The sequence below is a fragment of the Pseudomonas sp. Xaverov 259 genome, assembly GCF_019352915.1.
Taxonomy (GTDB): Bacteria; Pseudomonadota; Gammaproteobacteria; order Pseudomonadales; family Pseudomonadaceae; genus Aquipseudomonas.
In genome coordinates, this window is the sequence record NZ_JAAAFV010000018.1 from 134,546 (window position 1) to 154,430 (window position 19,885).

Annotated in this window: 21 protein-coding genes; 5 read left to right on the plus strand and 16 right to left on the minus strand. The window is 60.8% G+C overall.

Features of this window, described 5'->3' with window-relative positions; genetic code table 11:
- Window positions 1-101 precede the first annotated feature (101 nt).
- Together K0H48_RS03715 and K0H48_RS03720 are read left to right on the plus strand one after the other, a co-directional pair.
- Window positions 102-1,061 (plus strand): amino acid ABC transporter permease, encoded by a 960-nt coding sequence (locus tag K0H48_RS03715; RefSeq protein ID WP_219266444.1) that lies wholly within the window; start codon window positions 102-104, stop codon window positions 1,059-1,061.
- Window positions 1,054-1,788: an amino acid ABC transporter ATP-binding protein gene (locus tag K0H48_RS03720; RefSeq protein ID WP_017138597.1), complete on the plus strand. Its 735-nt coding sequence runs from the start codon at window positions 1,054-1,056 to the stop codon at window positions 1,786-1,788. The genes K0H48_RS03715 and K0H48_RS03720 overlap by 8 nt, the downstream gene beginning before the upstream one ends.
- Window positions 1,789-1,855: 67 nt before the next feature.
- On the opposite strand, the gene K0H48_RS03725 is transcribed toward K0H48_RS03720, so the two are convergent.
- The 11 genes from K0H48_RS03725 to ubiE form a co-directional block, all read right to left on the minus strand.
- Entirely contained in the window at window positions 1,856-3,763 is a 1,908-nt protein-coding gene (locus tag K0H48_RS03725) for a methyl-accepting chemotaxis protein (RefSeq protein WP_219266445.1), read from the minus strand.
- Window positions 3,764-3,900: 137 nt separating this feature from the next.
- Window positions 3,901-5,817, minus strand: coding sequence for a methyl-accepting chemotaxis protein (locus K0H48_RS03730; RefSeq protein ID WP_219266446.1), 1,917 nt, complete (start codon window positions 5,815-5,817; stop codon window positions 3,901-3,903).
- Between the two features lie 199 nt (window positions 5,818-6,016).
- The gene (locus K0H48_RS03735) at window positions 6,017-6,724 is read right to left on the minus strand and encodes a 16S rRNA (uracil(1498)-N(3))-methyltransferase (RefSeq protein WP_219266447.1); all 708 of its coding nucleotides are present in this window, start codon (window positions 6,722-6,724) and stop codon (window positions 6,017-6,019) included.
- Window positions 6,721-7,512: a twin-arginine translocase subunit TatC gene (gene tatC / locus K0H48_RS03740; protein ID WP_065930773.1), complete on the minus strand. Its 792-nt coding sequence runs from the start codon at window positions 7,510-7,512 to the stop codon at window positions 6,721-6,723. The genes K0H48_RS03735 and tatC overlap by 4 nt, the downstream gene beginning before the upstream one ends.
- A complete protein-coding gene (gene tatB / locus K0H48_RS03745; RefSeq protein ID WP_219266448.1) occupies window positions 7,509-7,910 on the minus strand; it encodes a Sec-independent protein translocase protein TatB in 402 nt (133 codons plus the stop codon). The genes tatC and tatB overlap by 4 nt, the downstream gene beginning before the upstream one ends.
- A gap of 10 nt (window positions 7,911-7,920) precedes the next feature.
- The gene (locus tag K0H48_RS03750) at window positions 7,921-8,199 is read right to left on the minus strand and encodes a twin-arginine translocase TatA/TatE family subunit (RefSeq protein ID WP_056860633.1); all 279 of its coding nucleotides are present in this window, start codon (window positions 8,197-8,199) and stop codon (window positions 7,921-7,923) included.
- A 25-nt stretch (window positions 8,200-8,224) separates the two neighbouring features.
- Entirely contained in the window at window positions 8,225-8,557 is a 333-nt protein-coding gene (locus K0H48_RS03755) for a phosphoribosyl-ATP diphosphatase (RefSeq protein ID WP_017138590.1), read from the minus strand.
- A 2-nt stretch (window positions 8,558-8,559) separates the two neighbouring features.
- Window positions 8,560-8,952 (minus strand): phosphoribosyl-AMP cyclohydrolase, encoded by a 393-nt coding sequence (hisI, locus tag K0H48_RS03760; RefSeq protein WP_058423690.1) that lies wholly within the window; start codon window positions 8,950-8,952, stop codon window positions 8,560-8,562.
- A 41-nt stretch (window positions 8,953-8,993) separates the two neighbouring features.
- On the minus strand, window positions 8,994-10,598 hold the full coding sequence (ubiB, locus tag K0H48_RS03765; RefSeq protein ID WP_138817217.1) for a ubiquinone biosynthesis regulatory protein kinase UbiB: 1,605 nt from the start codon (window positions 10,596-10,598) through the stop codon (window positions 8,994-8,996).
- Window positions 10,595-11,218 (minus strand): SCP2 domain-containing protein, encoded by a 624-nt coding sequence (locus K0H48_RS03770; protein WP_219266449.1) that lies wholly within the window; start codon window positions 11,216-11,218, stop codon window positions 10,595-10,597. Before K0H48_RS03770 ends, ubiB begins: the two co-directional genes overlap by 4 nt.
- On the minus strand, window positions 11,218-11,988 hold the full coding sequence (ubiE, locus tag K0H48_RS03775) for a bifunctional demethylmenaquinone methyltransferase/2-methoxy-6-polyprenyl-1,4-benzoquinol methylase UbiE (RefSeq protein WP_003171186.1): 771 nt from the start codon (window positions 11,986-11,988) through the stop codon (window positions 11,218-11,220). The genes K0H48_RS03770 and ubiE overlap by 1 nt, the downstream gene beginning before the upstream one ends.
- A gap of 145 nt (window positions 11,989-12,133) precedes the next feature.
- Between ubiE and K0H48_RS03780 the strand changes: the two genes are divergently transcribed.
- The 3 genes from K0H48_RS03780 to K0H48_RS03790 all read left to right on the plus strand — a co-directional run bounded on the left by K0H48_RS03780 (window position 12,134) and on the right by K0H48_RS03790 (window position 13,963).
- On the plus strand, window positions 12,134-12,409 hold the full coding sequence (locus K0H48_RS03780; RefSeq protein ID WP_017138585.1) for a polyhydroxyalkanoic acid system family protein: 276 nt from the start codon (window positions 12,134-12,136) through the stop codon (window positions 12,407-12,409).
- Window positions 12,410-12,514: 105 nt separating this feature from the next.
- Complete coding sequence (locus K0H48_RS03785; RefSeq protein WP_219266450.1) at window positions 12,515-12,937, plus strand: phasin family protein; 423 nt, start codon at window positions 12,515-12,517, stop codon at window positions 12,935-12,937.
- A 12-nt stretch (window positions 12,938-12,949) separates the two neighbouring features.
- Window positions 12,950-13,963: a phasin family protein gene (locus K0H48_RS03790; RefSeq protein WP_219266451.1), complete on the plus strand. Its 1,014-nt coding sequence runs from the start codon at window positions 12,950-12,952 to the stop codon at window positions 13,961-13,963.
- Window positions 13,964-14,137: 174 nt separating this feature from the next.
- Here the strand turns inward: K0H48_RS03790 and K0H48_RS03795 are convergent, their stop codons facing one another.
- The 5 genes from K0H48_RS03795 to K0H48_RS03815 all read right to left on the minus strand — a co-directional run bounded on the left by K0H48_RS03795 (window position 14,138) and on the right by K0H48_RS03815 (window position 19,884).
- A complete protein-coding gene (locus K0H48_RS03795; protein WP_056860627.1) occupies window positions 14,138-14,758 on the minus strand; it encodes a TetR/AcrR family transcriptional regulator in 621 nt (206 codons plus the stop codon).
- 27 nt (window positions 14,759-14,785) lie between these two features.
- Complete coding sequence (gene phaC, locus K0H48_RS03800) at window positions 14,786-16,468, minus strand: class II poly(R)-hydroxyalkanoic acid synthase (protein ID WP_219266452.1); 1,683 nt, start codon at window positions 16,466-16,468, stop codon at window positions 14,786-14,788.
- 88 nt (window positions 16,469-16,556) lie between these two features.
- On the minus strand, window positions 16,557-17,402 hold the full coding sequence (gene phaZ / locus K0H48_RS03805; protein ID WP_017138580.1) for a poly(3-hydroxyalkanoate) depolymerase: 846 nt from the start codon (window positions 17,400-17,402) through the stop codon (window positions 16,557-16,559).
- A gap of 175 nt (window positions 17,403-17,577) precedes the next feature.
- Complete coding sequence (gene phaC / locus K0H48_RS03810; RefSeq protein ID WP_099549478.1) at window positions 17,578-19,257, minus strand: class II poly(R)-hydroxyalkanoic acid synthase; 1,680 nt, start codon at window positions 19,255-19,257, stop codon at window positions 17,578-17,580.
- A gap of 249 nt (window positions 19,258-19,506) precedes the next feature.
- The gene (locus tag K0H48_RS03815; protein ID WP_177017292.1) at window positions 19,507-19,884 is read right to left on the minus strand and encodes a gamma-butyrobetaine hydroxylase-like domain-containing protein; all 378 of its coding nucleotides are present in this window, start codon (window positions 19,882-19,884) and stop codon (window positions 19,507-19,509) included.
- Window position 19,885: the final 1 nt, after the last annotated feature.

A 19,885-nucleotide genomic window follows, 5' to 3' on the forward strand; every position in this document is an offset into this window, starting at 1 on the left:
ACGCTCCGCGTCACAAAGCGGACGCAGAGCGCCCAGTGAGGCATTCCCACGCAGAGCGTGGGAACGATCTCATGCCAGGCGATACATCTTCGGAAAGTGAAATGAAACAGAAAAAAGCCCAATGGCCCTGGCACCTGCTGACCGTGGTCGTGCTGGTTGGCCTGGCCGGCGCGTTGTACTACGCCACTTCGTTGATGTCCTACGAGTGGCGCTGGAACCGCGTGCCGCAGTACTTCGCCTATCAGGCCGAAACCTCCCAGCGCGCCGCCGACATCTCCACTGTCATTGAGCTGGTGCGCAACGGCGACGTCGCCGAAGTCACCCTGCGCAACGACGCAGGCACCGAGCAAAAGCTGACCGTGGCCGACAACAGCCTGCAAGTGTCACGGGGTGACGACGTGGCCGAAGGCGATGTTATCGGCGTCACCCGGCATTGGGCGCTGGGCCCGCTGATGTGGGGCTTGTGGACCACCTTGTGGTTGTCGGTGGTCTCCGGAATTCTGGGCTTGGCGATTGGTCTGGCAACCGGCTTATGCCGTCTGTCGAGCAACCCGACCTTGCGCGATCTGTCGACGATCTACGTCGAACTGGTGCGTGGTACGCCGCTATTGGTGCAAATCTTCATTTTCTACTTCTTCATCGGCACGGTGCTCAACCTGTCCCGCGAATTTGCCGGGATTGCCGCGCTGTCGCTGTTCACCGGCGCTTACGTGGCGGAAATCGTCCGCGCCGGCGTGCAGTCCATTACCCGTGGCCAGAACGAAGCCGCGCGCTCCCTGGGGTTGAGCGCCAGCCAGTCGATGCGTCACGTGGTGTTGCCGCAAGCGTTCAAGCGCGTGCTGCCGCCACTGGCCGGGCAATTTATCAGCCTGGTGAAAGACACTTCGCTGGTTTCGGTGATCGCGATTACCGAACTGCTTAAAAGCGGCCGTGAAGTGATCACCACCTCTTTCTCGCCCTTTGAAATCCTGTTCTGTGTGGCAGGCCTGTACCTGCTGATCAACCTGCCGCTGTCGAAAATGGCCAGCCGGCTTGAGCGGAGGCTCGCGCAAAGTGATTGAAGTCCGCGATCTGGTAAAAGTCTTCGACACCCGTGGCCAGGTAGTGCGCGCGGTAGACCACGTCACCACCCAAGTCGCCAAGGGCGAAGTGCTGGTGGTGATCGGCCCGTCGGGTTCGGGCAAGTCCACGTTTTTGCGCTGCCTTAACGGCCTGGAAGAGTTCGACTCAGGCTCGGTGAGCATCGACGGCCTGCAACTGGCCGACCCCAAAACCGACGTGAATGCCTATCGCCGTGAAGTCGGCATGGTGTTCCAGCACTTCAATTTGTTCCCGCACATGACTGTGCTGGAAAACCTGTGCCTGGCGCAAAAAGTCGTACGCAAGCGTGGCAAGCAAGAGCGTGAAGCCAAGGCTTTGGCGCTGTTGGAAAAGGTCGGTATTGCGCAGAAGGCCAACGAGTTTCCATCGCGCTTGTCCGGTGGCCAGCAACAACGGGTAGCCATTGCCCGCGCGTTGGCCATGGAGCCCAAGGTGATGCTGTTTGATGAGCCCACCTCGGCGCTGGACCCGGAAATGGTCGGCGAAGTGCTGGACGTGATGAAGACCCTGGCTCTGGAAGGCATGACCATGGTCTGCGTCACTCACGAGATGGGTTTTGCCCGTGAAGTGGCAGACCGCGTGCTGTTCTTCGACCACGGCAAATTGCTCGAAGATGCGGCCCCGGCCGAATTCTTCGATGCGCCGAAAGACCCGCGCGCTCAAGCCTTCCTGCGCCAAGTCCTGTAATGATCGTTCCCACGCTCCGCGTGGGAAAGCCTGCTGGGACGCTCTGCGTCCCGACGTTAGTGACGCCTCAAAGCCTGAATTTACCCACCAACGTCTGCAAATCCAGGCTCAACCGGGTCAACTGAGCACTCGCCGCGGCTGTTTCTTCACTGGCCGCAGCGGTTTGTTCGGTGACATCCCGCACCTTCAACACACTGCGATTGATCTCTTCCGCCACCGCGCTCTGTTGTTCGGCGGCGGCAGCAATCTGCGGGTTCATTTCTTGAATGATCGACACGGTGCGCGCAATCGCTGCCAAGGCATCGCCTGCATCGCGGGTCAGGCCGACGCTGTTGTCGGTCAGGCTGCGGCTGTTGTCCATGATGTCCGCGACCTGCTGGGTGCCGTTGTTCAAGCCAAGGATCAGCCCCTCGATTTCTTCGGCGGATTCCTGGGTGCGTTGGGCCAGGCTGCGCACTTCGTCGGCCACTACCGCAAAACCCTGGCCGGCACTGCCCGCGCGCGCCGCTTCAATGGCAGCGTTCAGGGCCAGCAGGTTGGTTTGCTGGGACACTGACTTGATCACGTCCAGCACGCTGCCGATCTTCTGGCTTTCGTGTTGCAGCGCAATCATCGCCTGGCTCGAGCGCGCCATCTCATGGGCCAAATGGCCGATTTGCTCCACCGCCTGGGTCACCACTTTTTCGCCGGCAGCGGCCTCCTGGTCCGCTTCATTGGCCGCCACGGACGCCTGCTCGGCGTGCCGCGCGACCTCCTGGGCAGTGGCGAGCATTTCATTCATTGCGGTGGCCACCTGATCGGTTTCGTCCTTCTGGTCGTTGACCCCGGCGCGAGTCTGTTCGGTGACGGCGGACAACTGCGTTGCGGAACTGGCGATCTGCCGGGCGCTGTCGCCGATACCGCTGATCAGGTTGCGCAGGTTGCGGGTCATTTGCCCGATGCTCTGCTGCAACTGGCCCAGCTCATCGCGACGGTCCTCCTCAATGTCCCGGCTCAGGTCGCCGTCAGCAATACGGTGGGCGGCCGTAAGGATTGCGCGCAAAGGCACGACTACTTGCCGAGCGATCCACCAGGCGGCGAGTACACCGAGTAGCAAGGCCGCCACGGTAACGCTTAGCAGCCGTGTGCGGGTCTGCTCGGCTTCGCTGTCACGCTTGGTGTTCTGCTCTTCGCTCAGTTGATGGCTTTGCTCACGCAAATCATTGAGCTGCTGTTCAAAGCGGTTTTGCAGGGTCTCGGTATTGAGCTGTGCGTCCCTGAGCTTGGTCAATTGTTCGCGATAGTTGGCCAGGTCGGCTTTGAGCAGCGCCGCGTCCACGGGCAGTGCGGTTACCGCCGCTTGTGCCACATTCAGGGCGTCGAGTGCTTGAATACATGCCTCGGTATAGGCTTGCAGCGACTCCGCGGCCCAGGCCGGGCTCTGAGCGCGATCTTCGGCCTGCTCCATGGCCTGACGCAGGTTCTCGATGGCGTCCAAGGCTTTTTCGTCTTCCTGGTTGGGCAGATCGCTGGCGAACTGGGCGAGGCTGTCGCTGGCCTGCAGCGCGGTTTTCTTGAGGGCCGGGCCGATGCGCTCGCGTTGCTCGATCAACGCGGGCAAGTCCGCCAGCGCTGTCTTGACGCTCGCCATCAAGCGTGTCGCTTCCTGCAGTCGTTGCACGTCGGCCGGGTCTTTGAGGCGGCTTGAAAGGTCGGCCAATCGCTGGTCGATCGTTTCGGCCTGCGCATGCATTTTGGCCAGGCTGCTGGCGTCTGTCAGGGTGCGGTACACGATCCTGTCGGCGCGCATGGCCTCGGCGTCAAGGGCCAGTTGCCCAAGGGTCGTCAGGCTGTTTGAGCGATAAAGCACGTCGCTCAAGGCCTGCCAGCCGGTCGCGGCGATCAGGATACTTAAGATCAACACTTGGCCGAAACCCAGTGCGAGTTTGAGACGGATGCTGGCGTTGACCAGCAAACGGGTCAGCCGAGGGAACATGGTGAACCTCCAAATCTGGGGAAGCATTTCGCAACAGCTGAAACGCTAAATCGATTCGAGGTCGTGGCGGGCTGATAACTGCGTAGGAAATTTCATAAGTTGCGGCGGCCTTGATCCGGCCGCCGCGTAGGTGCGGGTCAGATGCGGAAGCGCCCGACCAGAGACTGCAAATAGACCCCCAAGCGTGCCAGTTCGGCACTCGATGCGGCAGTTTCCTCGCTGGCCGAGGAGGTCTGTTCAGACACGTCGCGCACATTCAGCACGCTGCGGTTGATCTCTTCGGCCACAGCGCTTTGTTGCTCGGCAGCGGTGGCGATCTGCGAGTTCATCGCCTGGATAGTCGAGACCGTGCGCGTGATGTTGCTCAGCGCGTTGCCGGCACGGCGGGTCAGTTCGACGCTGCTGTCGGTGAGGCCACGGCTGTTGTCCATGATGGCCGCCACCTGCTGGGTGCCGTTTTGCAGGCCGACGATCAGCTCTTCGATCTCCTCGGTGGACTTTTGCGTGCGCTGGGCCAGGCTGCGCACCTCATCGGCCACCACGGCAAAGCCGCGACCGGCCTCACCCGCTCGCGCGGCCTCAATCGCCGCGTTCAGCGCCAGCAGGTTGGTTTGCTGGGCCACCGACTTGATCACATCAAGCACGCTGCCGATCTTGTCGCTTTCGCGCTTGAGGTCGCCCATGGCCACCGTGGAATTACCCACCTCAGTGGCCAGGCGCTCGATCTGCGCGATGGCTTCACCCACCACCTTGTCGCCTTCACGGGCCTGTTGGTCTGCCGCCACGGCAGCTTCGGAGGCTTCTTCGGCGTTGCGTGCCACTTCCTGCACGGTGGCAGCCATTTCGTTCATGGCGGTGGCCACCTGGTCGGTCTCGACCTTCTGGCTGTTGACCCCGGCGCTGGTCTGTTCGGTCACGGCCGACAGTTGCTCGGCGGCGCTGGCAATCTGGGTGACGCCGTCGCTGATACCGCCGATCAACTCGCGCAGGCCGACGGTCATGCTTTGCATGGCGCGTTGCAGCTGGCCCAGCTCGTCCTGGCGGGCGGAGTTGAGGTTATGGCTCAGGTCCCCGGAGGCCACGCGCTCGGCGACTTTGAGGGTTTGGTTGAGCGGTATCACGATCTGGCGGGTGATGGCCCAGGCGGCGAGAATGCCGAAGATCAGCGCCAGCACGGTGGCCAGCAACAACAGCTGTTTGGCCTGCGCGGCATCGGCATCGCGCACGGCGGTTTGGGAGATGGTGAGTTTTTCGCTGTGCCCCAGCAGGATATCGCCCTGGGCAGTCATGATTTTCAGCGCGGCCGCACTGGCCACCTGGGAGTCACGGTACTGGCTGACGGCGGCGCGGTAGGCTTGCAAGGACACGCCAGCCTCTTGCAGGTTGGCCTGGTACTGCTCAGGCAGCTTGCCCTGCAGGTCGGTGATTTTCTTCAGCGCATTGTCGATGGCATCCAGTGCCGGCTGCTCGGCTTCGGTCTTGCCGCTGTAGGTGTAGCCACGCACTTGGAAGCGCGATTGCTGGATCAACTTGCTCAGGTCGACCACGCTGTTGAACTGCGTGACGCTGTCGCCTTGCAGCAGGGCTGCTTCGATTTCGTTGATCTTGGCCACGGCGTTGTCGGCGGTGTCGCCGAGCTTGCTGCGTGCGCCCTCGCGCTTGAGGCCGGCCAGGACCATGGCGCCGAAGGCCTTTTTGTATTGGCCCAGAGCCTCCAGCTGTTGCTCGACCAAGGCTCTGTCGTCGGGTTGCTCGATCAGCGTTTCGGCGGTTTTGAGGCCATCCTCCAATTGCTTCAGCAGGCTGTTGACCGCGTCGGTGCCTTGTTCGCCGCGGCGCATTTCAAAGTCCAGGCGCGCCAGGCGCAGGTCTTTGGTCAGGCCGTTAAGGCTGGAGATAAAGCCCAGCTTGTCGCCGCGACTGATCACGTCGCCCAAGCCGGTCCAGCCGGTGAAGGTGGTCAACAGCGTCAGGATCAATACCAAGCCAAAGCCAATGCTCAGCTTGCGATTGACGCTCACATTCCCCAGTTTTTCGGCTAACCAACGATACATGCTGCGATCTCCTTTGGAACAAGGCTTGGACTTATTCAAAGGCTATCGGCTGCGTAGGAAGTTTCTGTAGGCGTTGATCGTTCCCACGCTCCGCGTGGGAATGCATCCCGGGACGCTCCGCGTCCCAAGAGCGGACGCAGAGCGTCCATGGCAGCATTCCCACGCGGAGCATGGGAACGATCGGGGTCTGTAGGTCGTGTCAGAACAACCGGGCGAGCAGGGCGGTTACGGCGGTTTCTACGCGCAGGATGCGTGCACCCAACTGCACCGGTTGCAAGCCAGCTTTGGCCAACAGCTCCACCTCGTAGGGGATCCAGCCGCCTTCAGGGCCGATGGCGAGGGTCACCGGCTCATCCAGCCCGCGTGGGCACGCCGGGTAATCGCCGGGATGGCCGATCAGGCCGAGAGTGCCTTCGGTCATGGCTGGCAGGCGGTCTTCGACGAACGGCTTGAAGCGCTTTTCGATGACGACCTCGGGCAGCACCGTGTCCCGTGCCTGCTCCAGACCGAGGATCAATTGCTCGCGCACCGCCTCCGGCTCCAGAAACGGGGTTTGCCAGAAGCTTTTTTCGACCCGGTAACTGTTGACCAGTACCACCTTTGGCACGCCCATCGCCGCCACGGTTTGCAGCACCCGGCGCAGCATCTTCGGGCGTGGCAGGGCCAGCAGCAGGGTCAGCGGCAGTTTGGTCGGTGGTGGCTGGTCGAAGCTCACTTGCAGCTCGGCTTCACCGGCTTCCAGGCGCAGCAGTTGCGCATTGCCCATCAGCCCGCCAATACGGCCGACCCGCAGGTTGTCGCCCACCACCACGCGGTGGACTTCCTGCATGTGCACGAGGCGCCGATCACGCAGGATCACCCGGTCGACCGCGATAAAGTCGGCCTCCTCAAGCAACAGCAGGTTCACGGTTGCGTCGCTGGCGGCTGGTCGTCGTCGGCGGGTTGGTCATCCGGGTGTTCGCCGCGCTTGGTGATCAAGCTGCTGAACAGGATGCCGATCTCAAACAGCATCCACATCGGCACGGCCAGCAAGGTCTGCGAGAAGATGTCCGGCGGCGTGAGGATCATGCCGACCACGAAGCAGCCGATGATCACGTACGGGCGCACTTTCTTCAGGTATTTGACGTCGACCACGCCGATCCACACCAGCAATACCACGGCCACCGGGATTTCGAAGGCCACGCCAAAGGCGAAGAACAGCGTCATCACGAAGTCGAGGTAGCTGGTGATATCGGTCATCATTTCCACGCCGGCCGGGGTGGCGGCGGCGAAGAACTTGAAGATCAGCGGGAACACCAGGAAATACGCGAAGGCCATGCCGGTATAGAACAGCAGGATGCTCGACACCAGTAACGGCACCGCAATGCGCTTCTCGTGCTTGTACAGGCCCGGTGCAATAAAGCCCCAGATCTGGTGCAGGATCACCGGGATCGCCAGGAACAGCGAGACCATCATGGTCAGCTTCAACGGCGTCAGGAACGGCGACGACACGTCGGTGGCGATCATCGTCGCGCCGGCCGGCAGGTACTGGCGCAAGGGCGTGGAGACGAAGGTGTAGATCTGCTGGGTGAAGGCGAACAGCCCGGCAAAGATGATGAAGATGGCCGCTACGCAACGCAGCAGGCGGGTCCGCAACTCGGTGAGGTGCGAGACCAGCGGCATATGCTGGTCGTTTTCCGGTTTATCAGCGCTCATGGGGCTCGCGGCGGCAATGTAGGGTCATGGGGAGCGGGCGACGCCACGGGCGTCGGCGCTGGCTCAGTCGGGGCGGGCGCGGGTGGCGGCGCTTCGGCGGCCGGGGCAATGCTGTTTTCGATCACAGGTTCCACCGGTTTGGCGGGCTCCTGAACCGGCGACAGAATCTTGCGCGCCTCTTGCTCCAACGACAGGATATGTTCGTTGTGCAGCTGGCGGCGGATCTCGTCGGCGCCGATTTCCCGTTCAACTTCCTGTTTGATGGCGTTGAAACTGCGTTTCAGGCGCCCGATCCACAGGCCGGCCGTGCGTGCGGCACCGGGCAGGCGTTCCGGCCCGAGTACCAGCAAGGCCACGAGGCCGACGAGCAGCAGTTCAGAGAAGCTGATACCAAACATTAGTCAGTGCTCACGAGTCTTTGCGGGTCGGCTCTTGGACTTTCTCAGCCTGCACGTCGAAGGTGCGACGCTCGGTGATCGGCTGGGTGGCCTGCGGGTGAACTGGCTGGGCCGGAGGCACTGGGTTGGCCATCGGGTCGGCCGGTTTCTCGTCGTCGTTCATGGCTTTACGAAAGCCCTTGATCGACTCGCCCACGTCAGTGCCCAGGTTCTTGAGCTTCTTGGTGCCGAACACCAGTACCACCACCACCAGAATGACGATCCAGTGTTTCCAGTCAAAAATGCCCATGCTGCAATTCCTCTGTAAAAGTTATTCAGGCGGACGGGCGCGAGGCCTTTTCGGCGTGCCCGGACAAGCCGAAGCGACGGTCCAGTTCATCCAACACGGCCTGTGGGTGCTGCCCCAGTTGGGCAAGCATGACCAGGCTATGGAACCACAAGTCTGCGGTCTCGTAGATTACATCACTGTAATCACCGCTGATTTGCGCATCCTTGGCGGCAATAATCGTCTCGATCGACTCCTCGCCAAGTTTTTCCAGAATCTTGTTCAAGCCCTTGTGGTACAGGCTGGCGACGTAGGAGCTGTCGGCATCCGCACCTTTGCGGTCTTCCAGCACCTGGGCCACACGGTTCAGGGTATCGCTCATGTTCAGTGTCCTGCGGAGTAAATGGCGTGCGGGTCTTTGAGCACCGGCTCCACAACCTTCCACTCGCCGTTCTCGAACACGCGATAGAAGCAGCTGTGACGGCCGGTATGGCAGGCGATATCGCCGATCTGCTCGACCATCAGGATCACCACGTCGGCGTCACAGTCGATGCGCATCTCGTGCAGGGTCTGCACGTGCCCGGACTCTTCGCCCTTGCGCCACAGTTTGCCACGCGAACGTGACCAGTAAATGGCGCGCTGCTCAGTGGCGGTGAGGCTCAAGGCCTCGCGGTTCATCCAGGCCATCATCAGCACGCGCCCGGTCTTGTAGTCCTGGGCAATGGCCGGCACCAGGCCGTCACTGTCCCACTTGATCTCGTCCAGCCAGTCTTTCATGTTCGGCTCCGGCAATTTGCGACAGTGTATAACCGGATCGGCTATCGACGCACGATCAGATAAACACCCACGGCGACCATGATGCCAGCCGGCCAGTGGCCCAGTTGGTTCAACGGCCCGCCAATCGCGAGCATCACGCCGCCGACCAGGTGCGCGGCGCCCAACAGGCGCAGGAACCAGTCGTCCTTGCGCTTCTGCCACGGCGGCGCCGGGTCTTTGGCGTGGGGCTGGGACATGCGCTCCAGCAGGTCGCGGGTCATGTTGGCCAGGTGCGGCAGTTGTTCGAACTGGCTGTGCAGGTTGCCCAGCAGGGTTTTCGGGCTGACGCGCTCGCGCATCCAGCGTTCCAGGAACGGCTGCGCGGTGTTCCACAGGTCCAGGTCCGGGTACAGCTGGCGGCCCAGGCCTTCGATGTTGAGCAAGGTTTTTTGCAGCAGCACCAGCTGTGGCTGCACTTCCATGTTGAAGCGCCGCGCGGTCTGGAACAGGCGCATCAACACCTGACCAAAGGAAATATCTTTTAACGGTTTTTCAAAGATCGGCTCGCACACGGTGCGGATCGCCGCTTCGAATTCGTTGAGCTTGGTTTCTGCCGGCACCCAGCCCGAATCGATGTGCAACTGCGCCACGCGGCGGTAGTCGCGCTTGAAGAAGGCGAACAGGTTACGCGCCAGGTAATCCTGGTCTTCCGGTGTAAGGCTGCCGACGATGCCGCAGTCGATCGCAATGTATTGCGGACTCCACGGGTTGACGGTGCTGACGAAAATGTTGCCCGGGTGCATGTCGGCGTGGAAGAAGCTGTCGCGGAACACCTGGGTGAAGAAAATCTCCACGCCGCGCTCGGCAAGCATCTTCATGTCGGTGCGCTGGTCGGCCAGGGTCGCGAGGTCGGTGACCTGCACGCCGTAGATGCGCTCCATCACCAGCACTTTGGGGCGGCACCAGTCCCAATACACTTGCGGCACGTACAGCAGCGGTGAGCCTTCGAAGTTGCGCTTGAGCTGGCTGGCATTGGCCGCCTCGCGCAGCAGGTCGAGCTCGTCGTAGATGGTTTTTTCGTAGTCGGCGACCACGTCCACCGGGTGCAGCAGGCGCGCGTCGGCGCTGAAACGTTCGGCGGCACGGGCGAGGATAAACAGCCACGCCAGGTCCTGGCCGATGATCGGCTTGAGGCCTGGGCGAATTACCTTAACCACCACTTCTTCGCCGGTCTTGAGCTGCGCGGCGTGTACTTGGGCTACCGAGGCCGAGGCCAGCGGCTCGACGTCAAAGCGGCTGAACACCTCACTGATTTTCTGACCCAGCTGTTCTTCGATCAGCTTCATCGACTGCTGGGAGTCAAACGGCGGTACGCGATCCTGCAACAGCATCAGTTCGTCGGCGATGTCTTCGGGCAGCAAATCGCGACGGGTCGAGAGGATCTGCCCGAACTTGATAAAGATCGGCCCCAGGTCCTGCAACGCCAGGCGCAGGCGCGCGCCACGGCTCAGCTCCAGCGGTTTGCGCGGGAACCAGCGCCACGGCAGCACATAACGCACGGCCAGCAGGAACCACGGCAACGGCAGGGCGAACAGCAGGTCATCAAGGCGGTAGCGGATTACGACGCGCTGGATACGAAACAAACGGCGGACGGCGAGCAGCTTCATGCGTTATCGCTTGGATCAAGGGAACGGCTCAGGCGCTCGAAGCGTGCCTCAAGGCGTTCCAGGTCGATTTTGGCCTTGTCGAGTTCACGAAAGCGCGCTTGCGCTTCCCGTTCTCCGACCAGGGTGCGCGATTCTTCGCTCAGGTATTCGGCAAGGTTCTGATTAAGGCTGGCGAACCCTTGCTGGTACCAGCGCGAGCGGCTGCGCAGGTGCCCGCTGATCAACTGGGTGGCCACCGGGCCGATCCAGCGTGACAGCTCGTATTCCCAATCCAGTTCCAGGTCTTGCAGCACGGCGGCCAAGTCCATCAGCACCGCGCTGTCGCCTTCCAGCTCCACTTCGGGGCTGTGCAGGATGGCGGTCTTGTTGCGGCTCAGCGCCAGGTGCAAAAGGCTCGAGGCGGGTGCGCGCAGGGTGCAGTCGGCCTCTGCGGCCCAGGCGCCGGCGAGCAGCAGGCCTTCATCGCTGGGCAGGATAAACAGCTGCAAGGCGGGGCTGGTGCAATCGACGGCAATGACTTTGCCGTTCAAGTGCGCAAGCCGCGCCAGGGCGGTGCTGTCCAGGCGCAGGACACGGTTGATGCCGTGTTCGACGCTGGCGAGGAGGCCGGCGAACAGCATCAGGGCTTGATGCCGCGGTGCAAGGCAACGATGCCTGAGGTCATGTTGTGGTAGGTCACGCGGTCGAAACCGGCTTCTACCATCATCGACTTCAGGGTTTCCTGGTCGGGGTGCATGCGGATCGATTCGGCCAAGTAGCGGTAGCTCTCGGCGTCATTGGTGATCAGCTTGCCCATCAGCGGCATGAAGGCGAACGAGTAGGTGTCGTAGACCTTGGACATCAGCGCGTTGGTCGGCTTGGAGAACTCCAGCACCAACAGACGACCGCCCGGCTTGAGTACGCGCAGCATCGAGCGGATCGCGTCCTCTTTATGGGTCACGTTACGCAGGCCGAAGGCGATGGTCACGCAGTCGAAATGGTTGTCCGGGAACGGCAGCTTTTCGGCGTCGGCCTGCACGAACTCGATATTGCCGGCCACGCCTTTATCCAGCAGGCGATCACGGCCGACCTTGAGCATTGAACCGTTGATGTCCGCCAGCACGACCTGGCCGGTCGGGCCAACCAGCTTGGAGAACTTGGCCGCCAGATCGCCCGTGCCGCCGGCGATATCGAGCACGCGGTTGCCGGTGCGTACACCCGACAACTCGATGGTGAAGCGCTTCCACAGGCGATGCATGCCGCCCGAGAGCACGTCGTTCATCAGGTCGTACTTGGCCGCAACGGAATGGAACACCTCAGCGACTTTTTCCGCTTTCTGGCTTTCCGGAACGTTCTTGAAGCCGAAGTGAGTGGTGGGTTCGGCATCGCTGCCTTTGCGCTGATCAGTCATATCGCTGTCACCAAAAGAGAATGCGGGACATGATAATCCCCACCGCCTGCTTTGTCTTGGCAAGGCTGAAGGTAAGATAGGTGTTCATCGAGACCTTTTGCCGCATGGCAGGTGTTCTGAGTCGTTATAAAGAGGAGTCATTGCAATGGCCCGTATTACCGTTGAGCGTGCACATTCCCTGGGTAAAGAAGGCGCGCGCGCGAAGGCTGAGAAGTTGGCGCACAAACTCAAGGAGCAATATGGCCTTGAGTCATCATGGTCGGGCGATAGCCTGAACCTCAAGCGTTCGGGGGTTAAAGGCACGGTGTTAGTCGCCGATGAATCGCTGCGTATTGATGTGGAACTTGGCCTGTTGATGTCGGCCATGAGCGGCACCATCAAGTCCGAAATCGAGAAAGCCTTGGATAAGGCGTTGGCCTGATCGATGTGTTCTTAGGGTGCCGATTCTAATTTTCCAGCCTACTTTGTGCCCAAGCCCTCAACTCCTGCGGGCCGTTCCTCGACCCTAATCTGCGTGAGGTGCACCATGGCCAAAGTTATTTTGAAGAAAAAAATCGACCTTCAGTCCACTGCCTTCAGTGACGTTAAAAGCTATGCCCGCAAGATCTGGCTGGCAGGACTTGGCGCCTATGCCAAGGTCGGCAGCGAAGGCGGCGAGTACTTCAAAGAGCTGGTCAAGACCGGTCAACATATTGAAAGTAAAGGCAAAAAAGTTGTGGTTGAACAACTTGATGCCGCCAACAGTCAGATTGACCAAGTAAAGAGTAATGTCTCCAGCGTCAAAGGTTTGGTTGAAGTTCAACTGGATAAAGTTGAAAAAGCTTTTGACACGCGTGTTGCAAGTGCCTTGAATCGGATCGGCATTGCGTCTAAACATGACGTGGAGACACTCTCTGCTAAGCTCGAAGAGCTGACGACATTGCTAGAACGTGTCGCGCGTAAACACTAAGGAGACATCGGGATGGCTGTTAAAAAGACTACTCAGAAAGAAGGCAGCTCGTGGATCGGGGAGGTTGAAAAATATTCCCGTAAGATCTGGCTTGCTGGTTTAGGCGTGTACTCGAAGGTTAGCAGTGACGGCGGTAAATACTTCGAGACCTTGGTCAAGGACGGCGAAAAGGCCGAGAAGTTGACCAAGACCACCGTTGGTAAAAAAGTTGAAGCGGCCAAGGCCACTGCCGGCTCCGCCAAGTCGAGCATTTCTGACACTTGGGGCAAGTTGGAAGAAACCTTCGACAAGCGTCTCAACAGTGCCATTTCGCGACTGGGCGTGCCCAGCAAAGCGGAACTGAAGACGCTGCACAGCAAGGTCGATACCCTGACCAAGCAAATCGAAAAACTCACCGGCGCTAAAGTGGCTCCAGCCAAAACCGCCGCCGCTAAACCGGCTGCCAAGCCTGCGGCTAAAACTGCGGCGGCTAAACCGGCTGCTAAAACCGCTGCCAAGCCACTGGTTAAAGCGGCCGCCAAGCCAGCTGCCAAACCTGCGGCCAGGGCTCCGGCTAAAGCAGCGGCAAAACCGGCTGCCAAAACCGCGGCGGCAAAACCTGCAGCCAAGCCTGCAGCAAAACCCGTGGCTGCTAAAGCCGCTGCCAAGCCTGCGGCTAAACCGGCTGCTAAAGCGGCAGCGAAACCTGCTGCTAAACCTGCCGCCAAGCCAGCGGCTAAAACCGCAGCTGCCAAACCTGCTGCCAAGCCGGCCGCTGCCAAACCAGCAGCCAAGCCAGCCGCCGCTAAAGCTGCCGCTAAGCCTGCTGCAGCAAAACCAGTGGCTGCCAAGCCTGCGGCAAAACCTGCCGCCGCGAAGAAGCCAGCCGTTGCCAAGAAGCCTGCAGCGCCCAAGCCTGCTGTTGCGGCCAAGCCTGCAACCCCAGCGCCAAGCGCTTCGACAGCCAATTCGGTGTCCGCACCGACCCATGCTGCTACTGCCCCGACTGCAACGCCGGTAACCCCGACGCCATCCAGTCAGTCCTGATTTTTTTCAGGGCACAAAAAACGCCCGGCCTGTGAAGGTCGGGCGTTTTTTTAAGGAAGTCTCATATACACCGCACTTCCAATGTGGGAGCGGGCTTGCCCGCGATGGCGGAGTGTCAGCCACCCGGGTATCGGCTGATAAATTGCTATCGCGGGCAAGCCCGCTCCCACATTTTTAATCCGCGTCATCCAGGTATTTGAGCGCAAACCGCTCAGTCGCCTGCCGCGCCGGTAACAACAGGTGCGGTGCCACCAGCATCATGACTTGGTACACCACCACCCGCACCTCGCCCTCGCGGTCGAGAATCCGCTGGTAGTCTAGGGAAAACAGCAGGGTCATGGTGATCTGTTCCACCAATTGCCCCAATGCCTGTGTATCGCTGACCAACTGCCCTGCCGCCTTCAAGCGCGCAAGCAGCGAAGCCAGGGTGCGCTTGAGCGCCGTGAGCAAGTTGCGAATGCCCTTGGCCAGCTTGGGCAGGCGCCCGGCCAGGTTCGACAGGTCCTGGAACAGGAACCGGTAGTGGGCCATGCGCTCGATGATCAGGTGCAGGAACAGCCAGTAATCTTCGGGTTTGAGTTGCGCATCCGCCGGCGGGTCGAGCAGCGGCGCCAGTTCATTCTGGAAACGCTCGAACAACCCGAGCACCAACGGCTCCTTGCCATGGAAGTGGTAGTAGAGGTTGCCGGGGCTGATCCCCATTTCATTCGCCACTTCCATGGTCGACACGTTCGGCTCGCCCTTGTGGTTGAACAACTGCAGGGCACATTCAAGGATACGGTCGCGGGTCTTCATCCAGTCTTCTTAATCTGATCGTTGAGCTCAGCGCACCCGCACGTAAGTGCCCGGCGCCGCTTCCATCGGTGGGTAATTCTGGTTGCCCAGGGCGGTGAGGGTTTCGCGTTGCACGCCCGAACGTTGCTGGATCCACGCCAGCCACTGCGGCCACCAGCTGCCTTCGACGTGGCTGGCGTCGTAGTACCAGGCGCGCGGGTCGCTGCTCAGCTTGGGGTTCTCGACGTAGTTGGCCTTGGGGTTGCCCGGCGGGTTGAGGATGCTCTGGATATGCCCGCTGTTGGACAGCACAAAGCGCCGCTCGCCGCCCAGCAGTTGCGTGGAGCGGTACACCGCGTCCCACGGCGTGATGTGGTCGTTGATGCCGGCCACGCTGAAACTGTCCACCGTGACTTTTTGCAGGTCGATAGGCGTGCCGCACACCTCCAGGCCGCCCGGGTGGCTGAGCGGGTTGTGCTTGAAGAAGTCCAGCAGGTCGCCATGCAACGCGGCGGGCAGGCGCGTGTTGTCGTTGTTCCAGTAGAGGATGTCGAACGCCGGCGGCTCTTTGCCCAGCAGGTAGTTATTGATCCAGTAGTTCCAGATCAGGTCGTTGGGGCGCATCCAGGCGAAGACCTTGGCCATGTCGCGGCCGTCGAGTACACCTTGCTGGTAGGAGCGGCGCTTGGCGGCTTCGAGGGTCTGTTCATCGGCAAACAAGGTGGCGGGGCTGTCGATCTGGCTGTCCAGCAGGCTCACCAGGTAGCTGGCGCTGGAGATTCGCCGCAGCTGGCGCTTGGCTTGCAGGTGGCCTTGCAGCGCGGCGATGGTCAGGCCCCCGGCGCAGGCGCCCATCAGGTTGACCTCACGGGCACCGGTGATTGCCCGGCACACATTCAGCGCTTCTTCCAGCGCCGCCACATAGGTGGACAGGCCCCATTCGCGGTGACGCACATCGGGGTTACGCCAGCTAACCATAAAAGTCTGCAGGCCGTTTTTGAGGGCGTATTGCACAAAGCTGTTGGCGGGGCTGAGGTCGAAGATGTAGTACTTGTTGATTTGCGGCGGCACGATCAACAACGGCTTGGCGTACTGCTTTTCGCTCATGGGCTTGTATTGGATCAGCTCCAGCAGCTCGTTGCGAAACACCACGGAACCCGGCGTGGTTGCCACCGTTTTGCCCACTTCAAAAGCGTGTTTGCTGACCTGGCTGGGCAGGCCGTTGTTGTGCAACAAGTCGTTAAACAAATTGCTCACCCCGCGCACCACACTGTTGCCGCCGGAGTTGAGCAGCTCCTTGATGGCCAGCGGGTTGAGCAAGGTGTTGGAGGGCGAGACGGCATCGTTGATCAGCGAGAAGGCGAAGTGTGCGCGGGCGCGGTCATCGGCGCTCATCGAGCTATCGTCGATCCAGTGACGGGTCTGCTTCTGCCAGCTCAAATAGGCTTGCAGGCTGCGCCGGTACAGTGGATTAAGCGCCCAAGTGGGGTCGGCGAAGCGGCTGTCGGCGGGGTTGGGGGCATGCACAGTTTCACCCAGCAGCACGCGGCCGAGTTGGCCGCCCAAGGCCAGGGCGTGCCGAGCGGTGTACAGCGGGTTGCGCAAGCCATGGTTGGCGACGCTTCGCAAGGTCGCCAGCAAATCCCGGCCCCGCAGGCCACTGATCGCATTTTGCGCGTTGATAAACGCGGCTGGGGTGGGCGCCGGGTTCGTCACGGGTCTTTCTCGCATGAGCCAACACTCCTTCGTCAAGCCATCAACAGGCACGCCAATTCAGAACCATAGCCGGTTCCTGGCAAGTTGCGCGGCGGCGTAGTCCTTACACCGCGGGTCGTGGGTGAATCACCGCACGCAGGCGCTCCTCTTCAAGAAACTTCATGATGATCGGCGCCACGGCTTCGGCGCGGGTGATCAGGAACAAGTGGCCATCATCGATGATGTGCAACTGTGCGTTGGGAATGCGCCAGGCGAGCATGCGCATATTGATCAGCGGGATCAGAGGGTCGTCGTCGCCCGCCAGCACCAGGGTCGGTTGGCGGATCTTGTGCAGCCAGTGAATGCTGGTCCAGCCAAGGCCGGCAAACAGCTGCCAGTAGTAACCGAGCTTGCCCGCCGAGCGCACTTTGCTGGCGTGTTCGGCAGCCAGTTTGGAATCGCGACGGAACGAGCCGCCATAAATCATCGGTGCAATGCGCACCACGTGGGACGGTTGGATATAACGCCTGGGGCTTGCCATCAGCCATAGCACCTTGGGTTTGCCCGGCACCATAAAGGCCCCGGCTGCCGTCGCCGCCAGGATCAGTTTTTTGCAGCGCTCGGGGTAGTCATAGGCAAACTGCTGCGCCAACGCGCCGCCCCAGGACACACCCACCGCATTCACTTGGCCATAGTCCAGGTAGTCGAGCATGCGTGCGGTGAGCTTGGCCAAACCGGGAAAGCGATAGGGCACGCTGGGTGTTGATGAGCCCCCCACACCTGGCACATCGAAGGCGATCACTTCCAAGTCCGGGTCCAGCGCCTGGACGAACGGAAACACCAGCTCCAGGTTGGCGCCGATGCCGTTGAAGATCAGCAGCGGCGTCAGGTGCGGCTTGCCCGGGCGTACCGCCGTACGGATGGTCTGGCCATCCAGGTCGATGGTACGGAAGATGAACGGTTGCGGCATGGGCTTACCCTGCAAAATGGCGCGATATTTCCCTGTCGGAACCCGATCAATGTGGGAGCGGGCTTGCTCGCGAAAGCAGTGTGTCAGTTGATGCATCCGGTGGCTGACACACCGCTTTCGCGAGCAAGCCCGCTCCCACAGTTGACCGCATTCCAGCTACAAAACAGTGTTTCGTTTATCGTTCGTGCACATAAGTACCCGGTGCCGCCTCAGCTGCGGCATAGGCTTTGTTACCCAGGCTTGTAGGGGCTTTCTTGAGTTTGCCAGCCCGCTCTGCCTGCCACGCCTGCCAATGCAGCCACCACGAGTCAGTATGCTTGGTGGCATTCTCCTGCCACTCCAGCGGCTTGCCGGCCAAACCATCGCTGGTCTGGTAACGCGCCTTGGGATTGCCTGGCGGGTTGAGAATGCTCTGGATATGCCCACTGCTGGACAGCACAAATTCCACTTTGCCACCAAACAACTGCGCCGACTTGTAGCACGACTGCCACGGCGTGATGTGGTCGTTGGTGCCGGCCAGGGAATAGATATCGGCGGTCACCTGCTTGAGGTCGATCGGCGTGCCGCACACTTCCAGGGCATTGGCGCGAACCAGTGGGTTGTTCTTGAACAGCTCAATCAAATCGCCATGGAAGGCGGCCGGCAGGCGCGTGGTGTCGTTGTTCCAGAACAGGATGTCGAACACCGGCGGCTCGTTGCCAAGCAAGTAGTTATTGACCCAGTAGTTCCAGATCAGATCATTGGGGCGCATCCAGGCAAACACCTTGGCCATGTCACGGCCTTCCAGCACGCCGGCCTGGTAGGAGTGGCGTTTGGCCGCCTCCAGGGTCTGTTCGTCGACGAACAGCGCCACCTGGGTGTCCAGCGTGGTGTCCAGCACACTCACCAGCAGGGTCAGGGCGTTGACCTTCTTCTCGCCCAGCGCCGCGTAGTGGCCCAGCAGCGCGGTGCAGGTGATGCCACCGGAGCAGGCGCCGAGCATGTTCACGTCTTTGCTGCCGGTAATCGCCGTGACCACATCCACCGCTTCCTTGAGCGCCTCGATATAGGTCGACAGGCCCCACTCGCGCTGCGCCTTGGTCGGGTTGCGCCAGCTGACGATAAACGTCTGTTGGCCATTGCGCAGGCAGAAGCGCGCCAAGCTCTTTTCCGGGCTCAGGTCGAATACATAGAATTTGTTAATCTGCGGCGGCACCACCAGCAGTGGGCGCTCGTGCACCTGTTCGGTGATGGGCTTGTACTGGATCAGCTCCAGCACGTCGTTACGGAATACCACCGCGCCTTCGGTGGTGCCCAGGGTCTTGCCCACTTCAAAGGCGCCCATGTTCACTTGGCTGGGCATGCCGCCGTTGTGCACCATGTCTTTGGCCAAATGGGACAGGCCATCAAGCAGGCTTTTGCCGCCGGTTTCAAAGAAGCGTTTGACTGCCGCCGGGTTGGCCGCGCTGTTGGTCGGGGCCATGGCTTCGGTCATCAGGTTGATCACGAAGTGGCCACGGCTGATGTCCTGTTCGGACAGGTTGCTGTCGCCGATCCAGTCGTGCAGTTCCTTGCGCCACGCCAGGTAGGTTTGCAGGTAGCGCTTGTAGAGCGGGTTCTGGCTCCACGCCGGGTCGTTGAAGCGACGGTCATCGCCTTCGGGGGCCAATGCGGACTTGCCGAACATCACGTTCTTCAATTCCACGCCAAAATGCGCGACGTGTTTGACGCTGTGCAACGGTTGCTTGATGGCTTGGGTCAGCACCATCTTCGCTGAGGCCAATAAATCCTTTTTGCGTAACGCGATGATCGGGTTCAGCCCCAGGGTGTTTTCCGAGGCCTGGCGTTTCAAGTCATCGTTATTCTTGTTACTCATCTACGACGCTCCATTGTCCGAAAGACGAGTACCGGCGATTGCTGCGCACCCAATTTCGATACACGACACCAGCCTGGTACTGCGACTCGGGTGACCGTTGATACCGCATCGTCAAATGCAGGGAACTTGCCAGTTCCATTGGTTACCCGAGTTTAATTTTTTTCGCAAGCGGGCCAATCGTTGACCACGCGACAGGGCATTCAAGCAGATGAAATTAGAAAATGCCCTCTAAAGAGCAAGACGCCCGAGTTAGAGCATCAGCCGCACGACCGACTCGCTCGGGTCGCGGGTTTTGCCGGCGGCTTTGAGTTCAGCGAGGTAGTCCGCCCACAGGTCTTCCTGGCGCACGGCCAACTGGTAGAGGTAGTCCCAGGTGAACAGTCCGCTGTCATGGCCGTCGTCGAAGGTCAATTTCAGTGCGTACTGGCCGGCCGGTTCAATTTTGATCAGCCGCACGTTGAGCTTGCCGAATTGCAGGATGGGTTTGCCGTGGCCCTGGACCTCGGCGGAAGGCGAGTGGGTGCGTAGCAGCTCAGCGGGGAGCTGGTAGACCTCGTCCGGCCCATAGGTGAGGCCGAGGGTGTTGGAAGTTTTGTGCAGGTTTACAGCGGTGGGGAATTTCGACATT

Excerpts from the sequence above, each read along its gene's own strand:
- K0H48_RS03715 (WP_219266444.1), top strand. The coding sequence starts at position 102 with ATGAAACAGAAAAAAGCCCAATGGCCCTGGCACCTGCTGACCGTGGTC.
- K0H48_RS03725 (WP_219266445.1), bottom strand. The coding sequence starts at position 3,763 with ATGTTCCCTCGGCTGACCCGTTTGCTGGTCAACGCCAGCATCCGTCTC.
- K0H48_RS03730 (WP_219266446.1), bottom strand. The coding sequence starts at position 5,817 with ATGTATCGTTGGTTAGCCGAAAAACTGGGGAATGTGAGCGTCAATCGC.
- tatC (WP_065930773.1), bottom strand. The coding sequence starts at position 7,512 with ATGAGCGCTGATAAACCGGAAAACGACCAGCATATGCCGCTGGTCTCG.
- tatB (WP_219266448.1), bottom strand. The coding sequence starts at position 7,910 with ATGTTTGGTATCAGCTTCTCTGAACTGCTGCTCGTCGGCCTCGTGGCC.
- K0H48_RS03750 (WP_056860633.1), bottom strand. The coding sequence starts at position 8,199 with ATGGGCATTTTTGACTGGAAACACTGGATCGTCATTCTGGTGGTGGTG.
- K0H48_RS03755 (WP_017138590.1), bottom strand. The coding sequence starts at position 8,557 with ATGAGCGATACCCTGAACCGTGTGGCCCAGGTGCTGGAAGACCGCAAA.
- hisI (WP_058423690.1), bottom strand. The coding sequence starts at position 8,952 with ATGAAAGACTGGCTGGACGAGATCAAGTGGGACAGTGACGGCCTGGTG.
- ubiB (WP_138817217.1), bottom strand. The coding sequence starts at position 10,598 with ATGAAGCTGCTCGCCGTCCGCCGTTTGTTTCGTATCCAGCGCGTCGTA.
- K0H48_RS03770 (WP_219266449.1), bottom strand. The coding sequence starts at position 11,218 with ATGCTGTTCGCCGGCCTCCTCGCCAGCGTCGAACACGGCATCAACCGT.
- ubiE (WP_003171186.1), bottom strand. The coding sequence starts at position 11,988 with ATGACTGATCAGCGCAAAGGCAGCGATGCCGAACCCACCACTCACTTC.
- K0H48_RS03780 (WP_017138585.1), top strand. The coding sequence starts at position 12,134 with ATGGCCCGTATTACCGTTGAGCGTGCACATTCCCTGGGTAAAGAAGGC.
- K0H48_RS03785 (WP_219266450.1), top strand. The coding sequence starts at position 12,515 with ATGGCCAAAGTTATTTTGAAGAAAAAAATCGACCTTCAGTCCACTGCC.
- K0H48_RS03790 (WP_219266451.1), top strand. The coding sequence starts at position 12,950 with ATGGCTGTTAAAAAGACTACTCAGAAAGAAGGCAGCTCGTGGATCGGG.
- K0H48_RS03795 (WP_056860627.1), bottom strand. The coding sequence starts at position 14,758 with ATGAAGACCCGCGACCGTATCCTTGAATGTGCCCTGCAGTTGTTCAAC.
- phaC (WP_219266452.1), bottom strand. The coding sequence starts at position 16,468 with ATGCGAGAAAGACCCGTGACGAACCCGGCGCCCACCCCAGCCGCGTTT.
- phaZ (WP_017138580.1), bottom strand. The coding sequence starts at position 17,402 with ATGCCGCAACCGTTCATCTTCCGTACCATCGACCTGGATGGCCAGACC.
- phaC (WP_099549478.1), bottom strand. The coding sequence starts at position 19,257 with ATGAGTAACAAGAATAACGATGACTTGAAACGCCAGGCCTCGGAAAAC.
- K0H48_RS03815 (WP_177017292.1), bottom strand. The coding sequence starts at position 19,884 with ATGTCGAAATTCCCCACCGCTGTAAACCTGCACAAAACTTCCAACACC.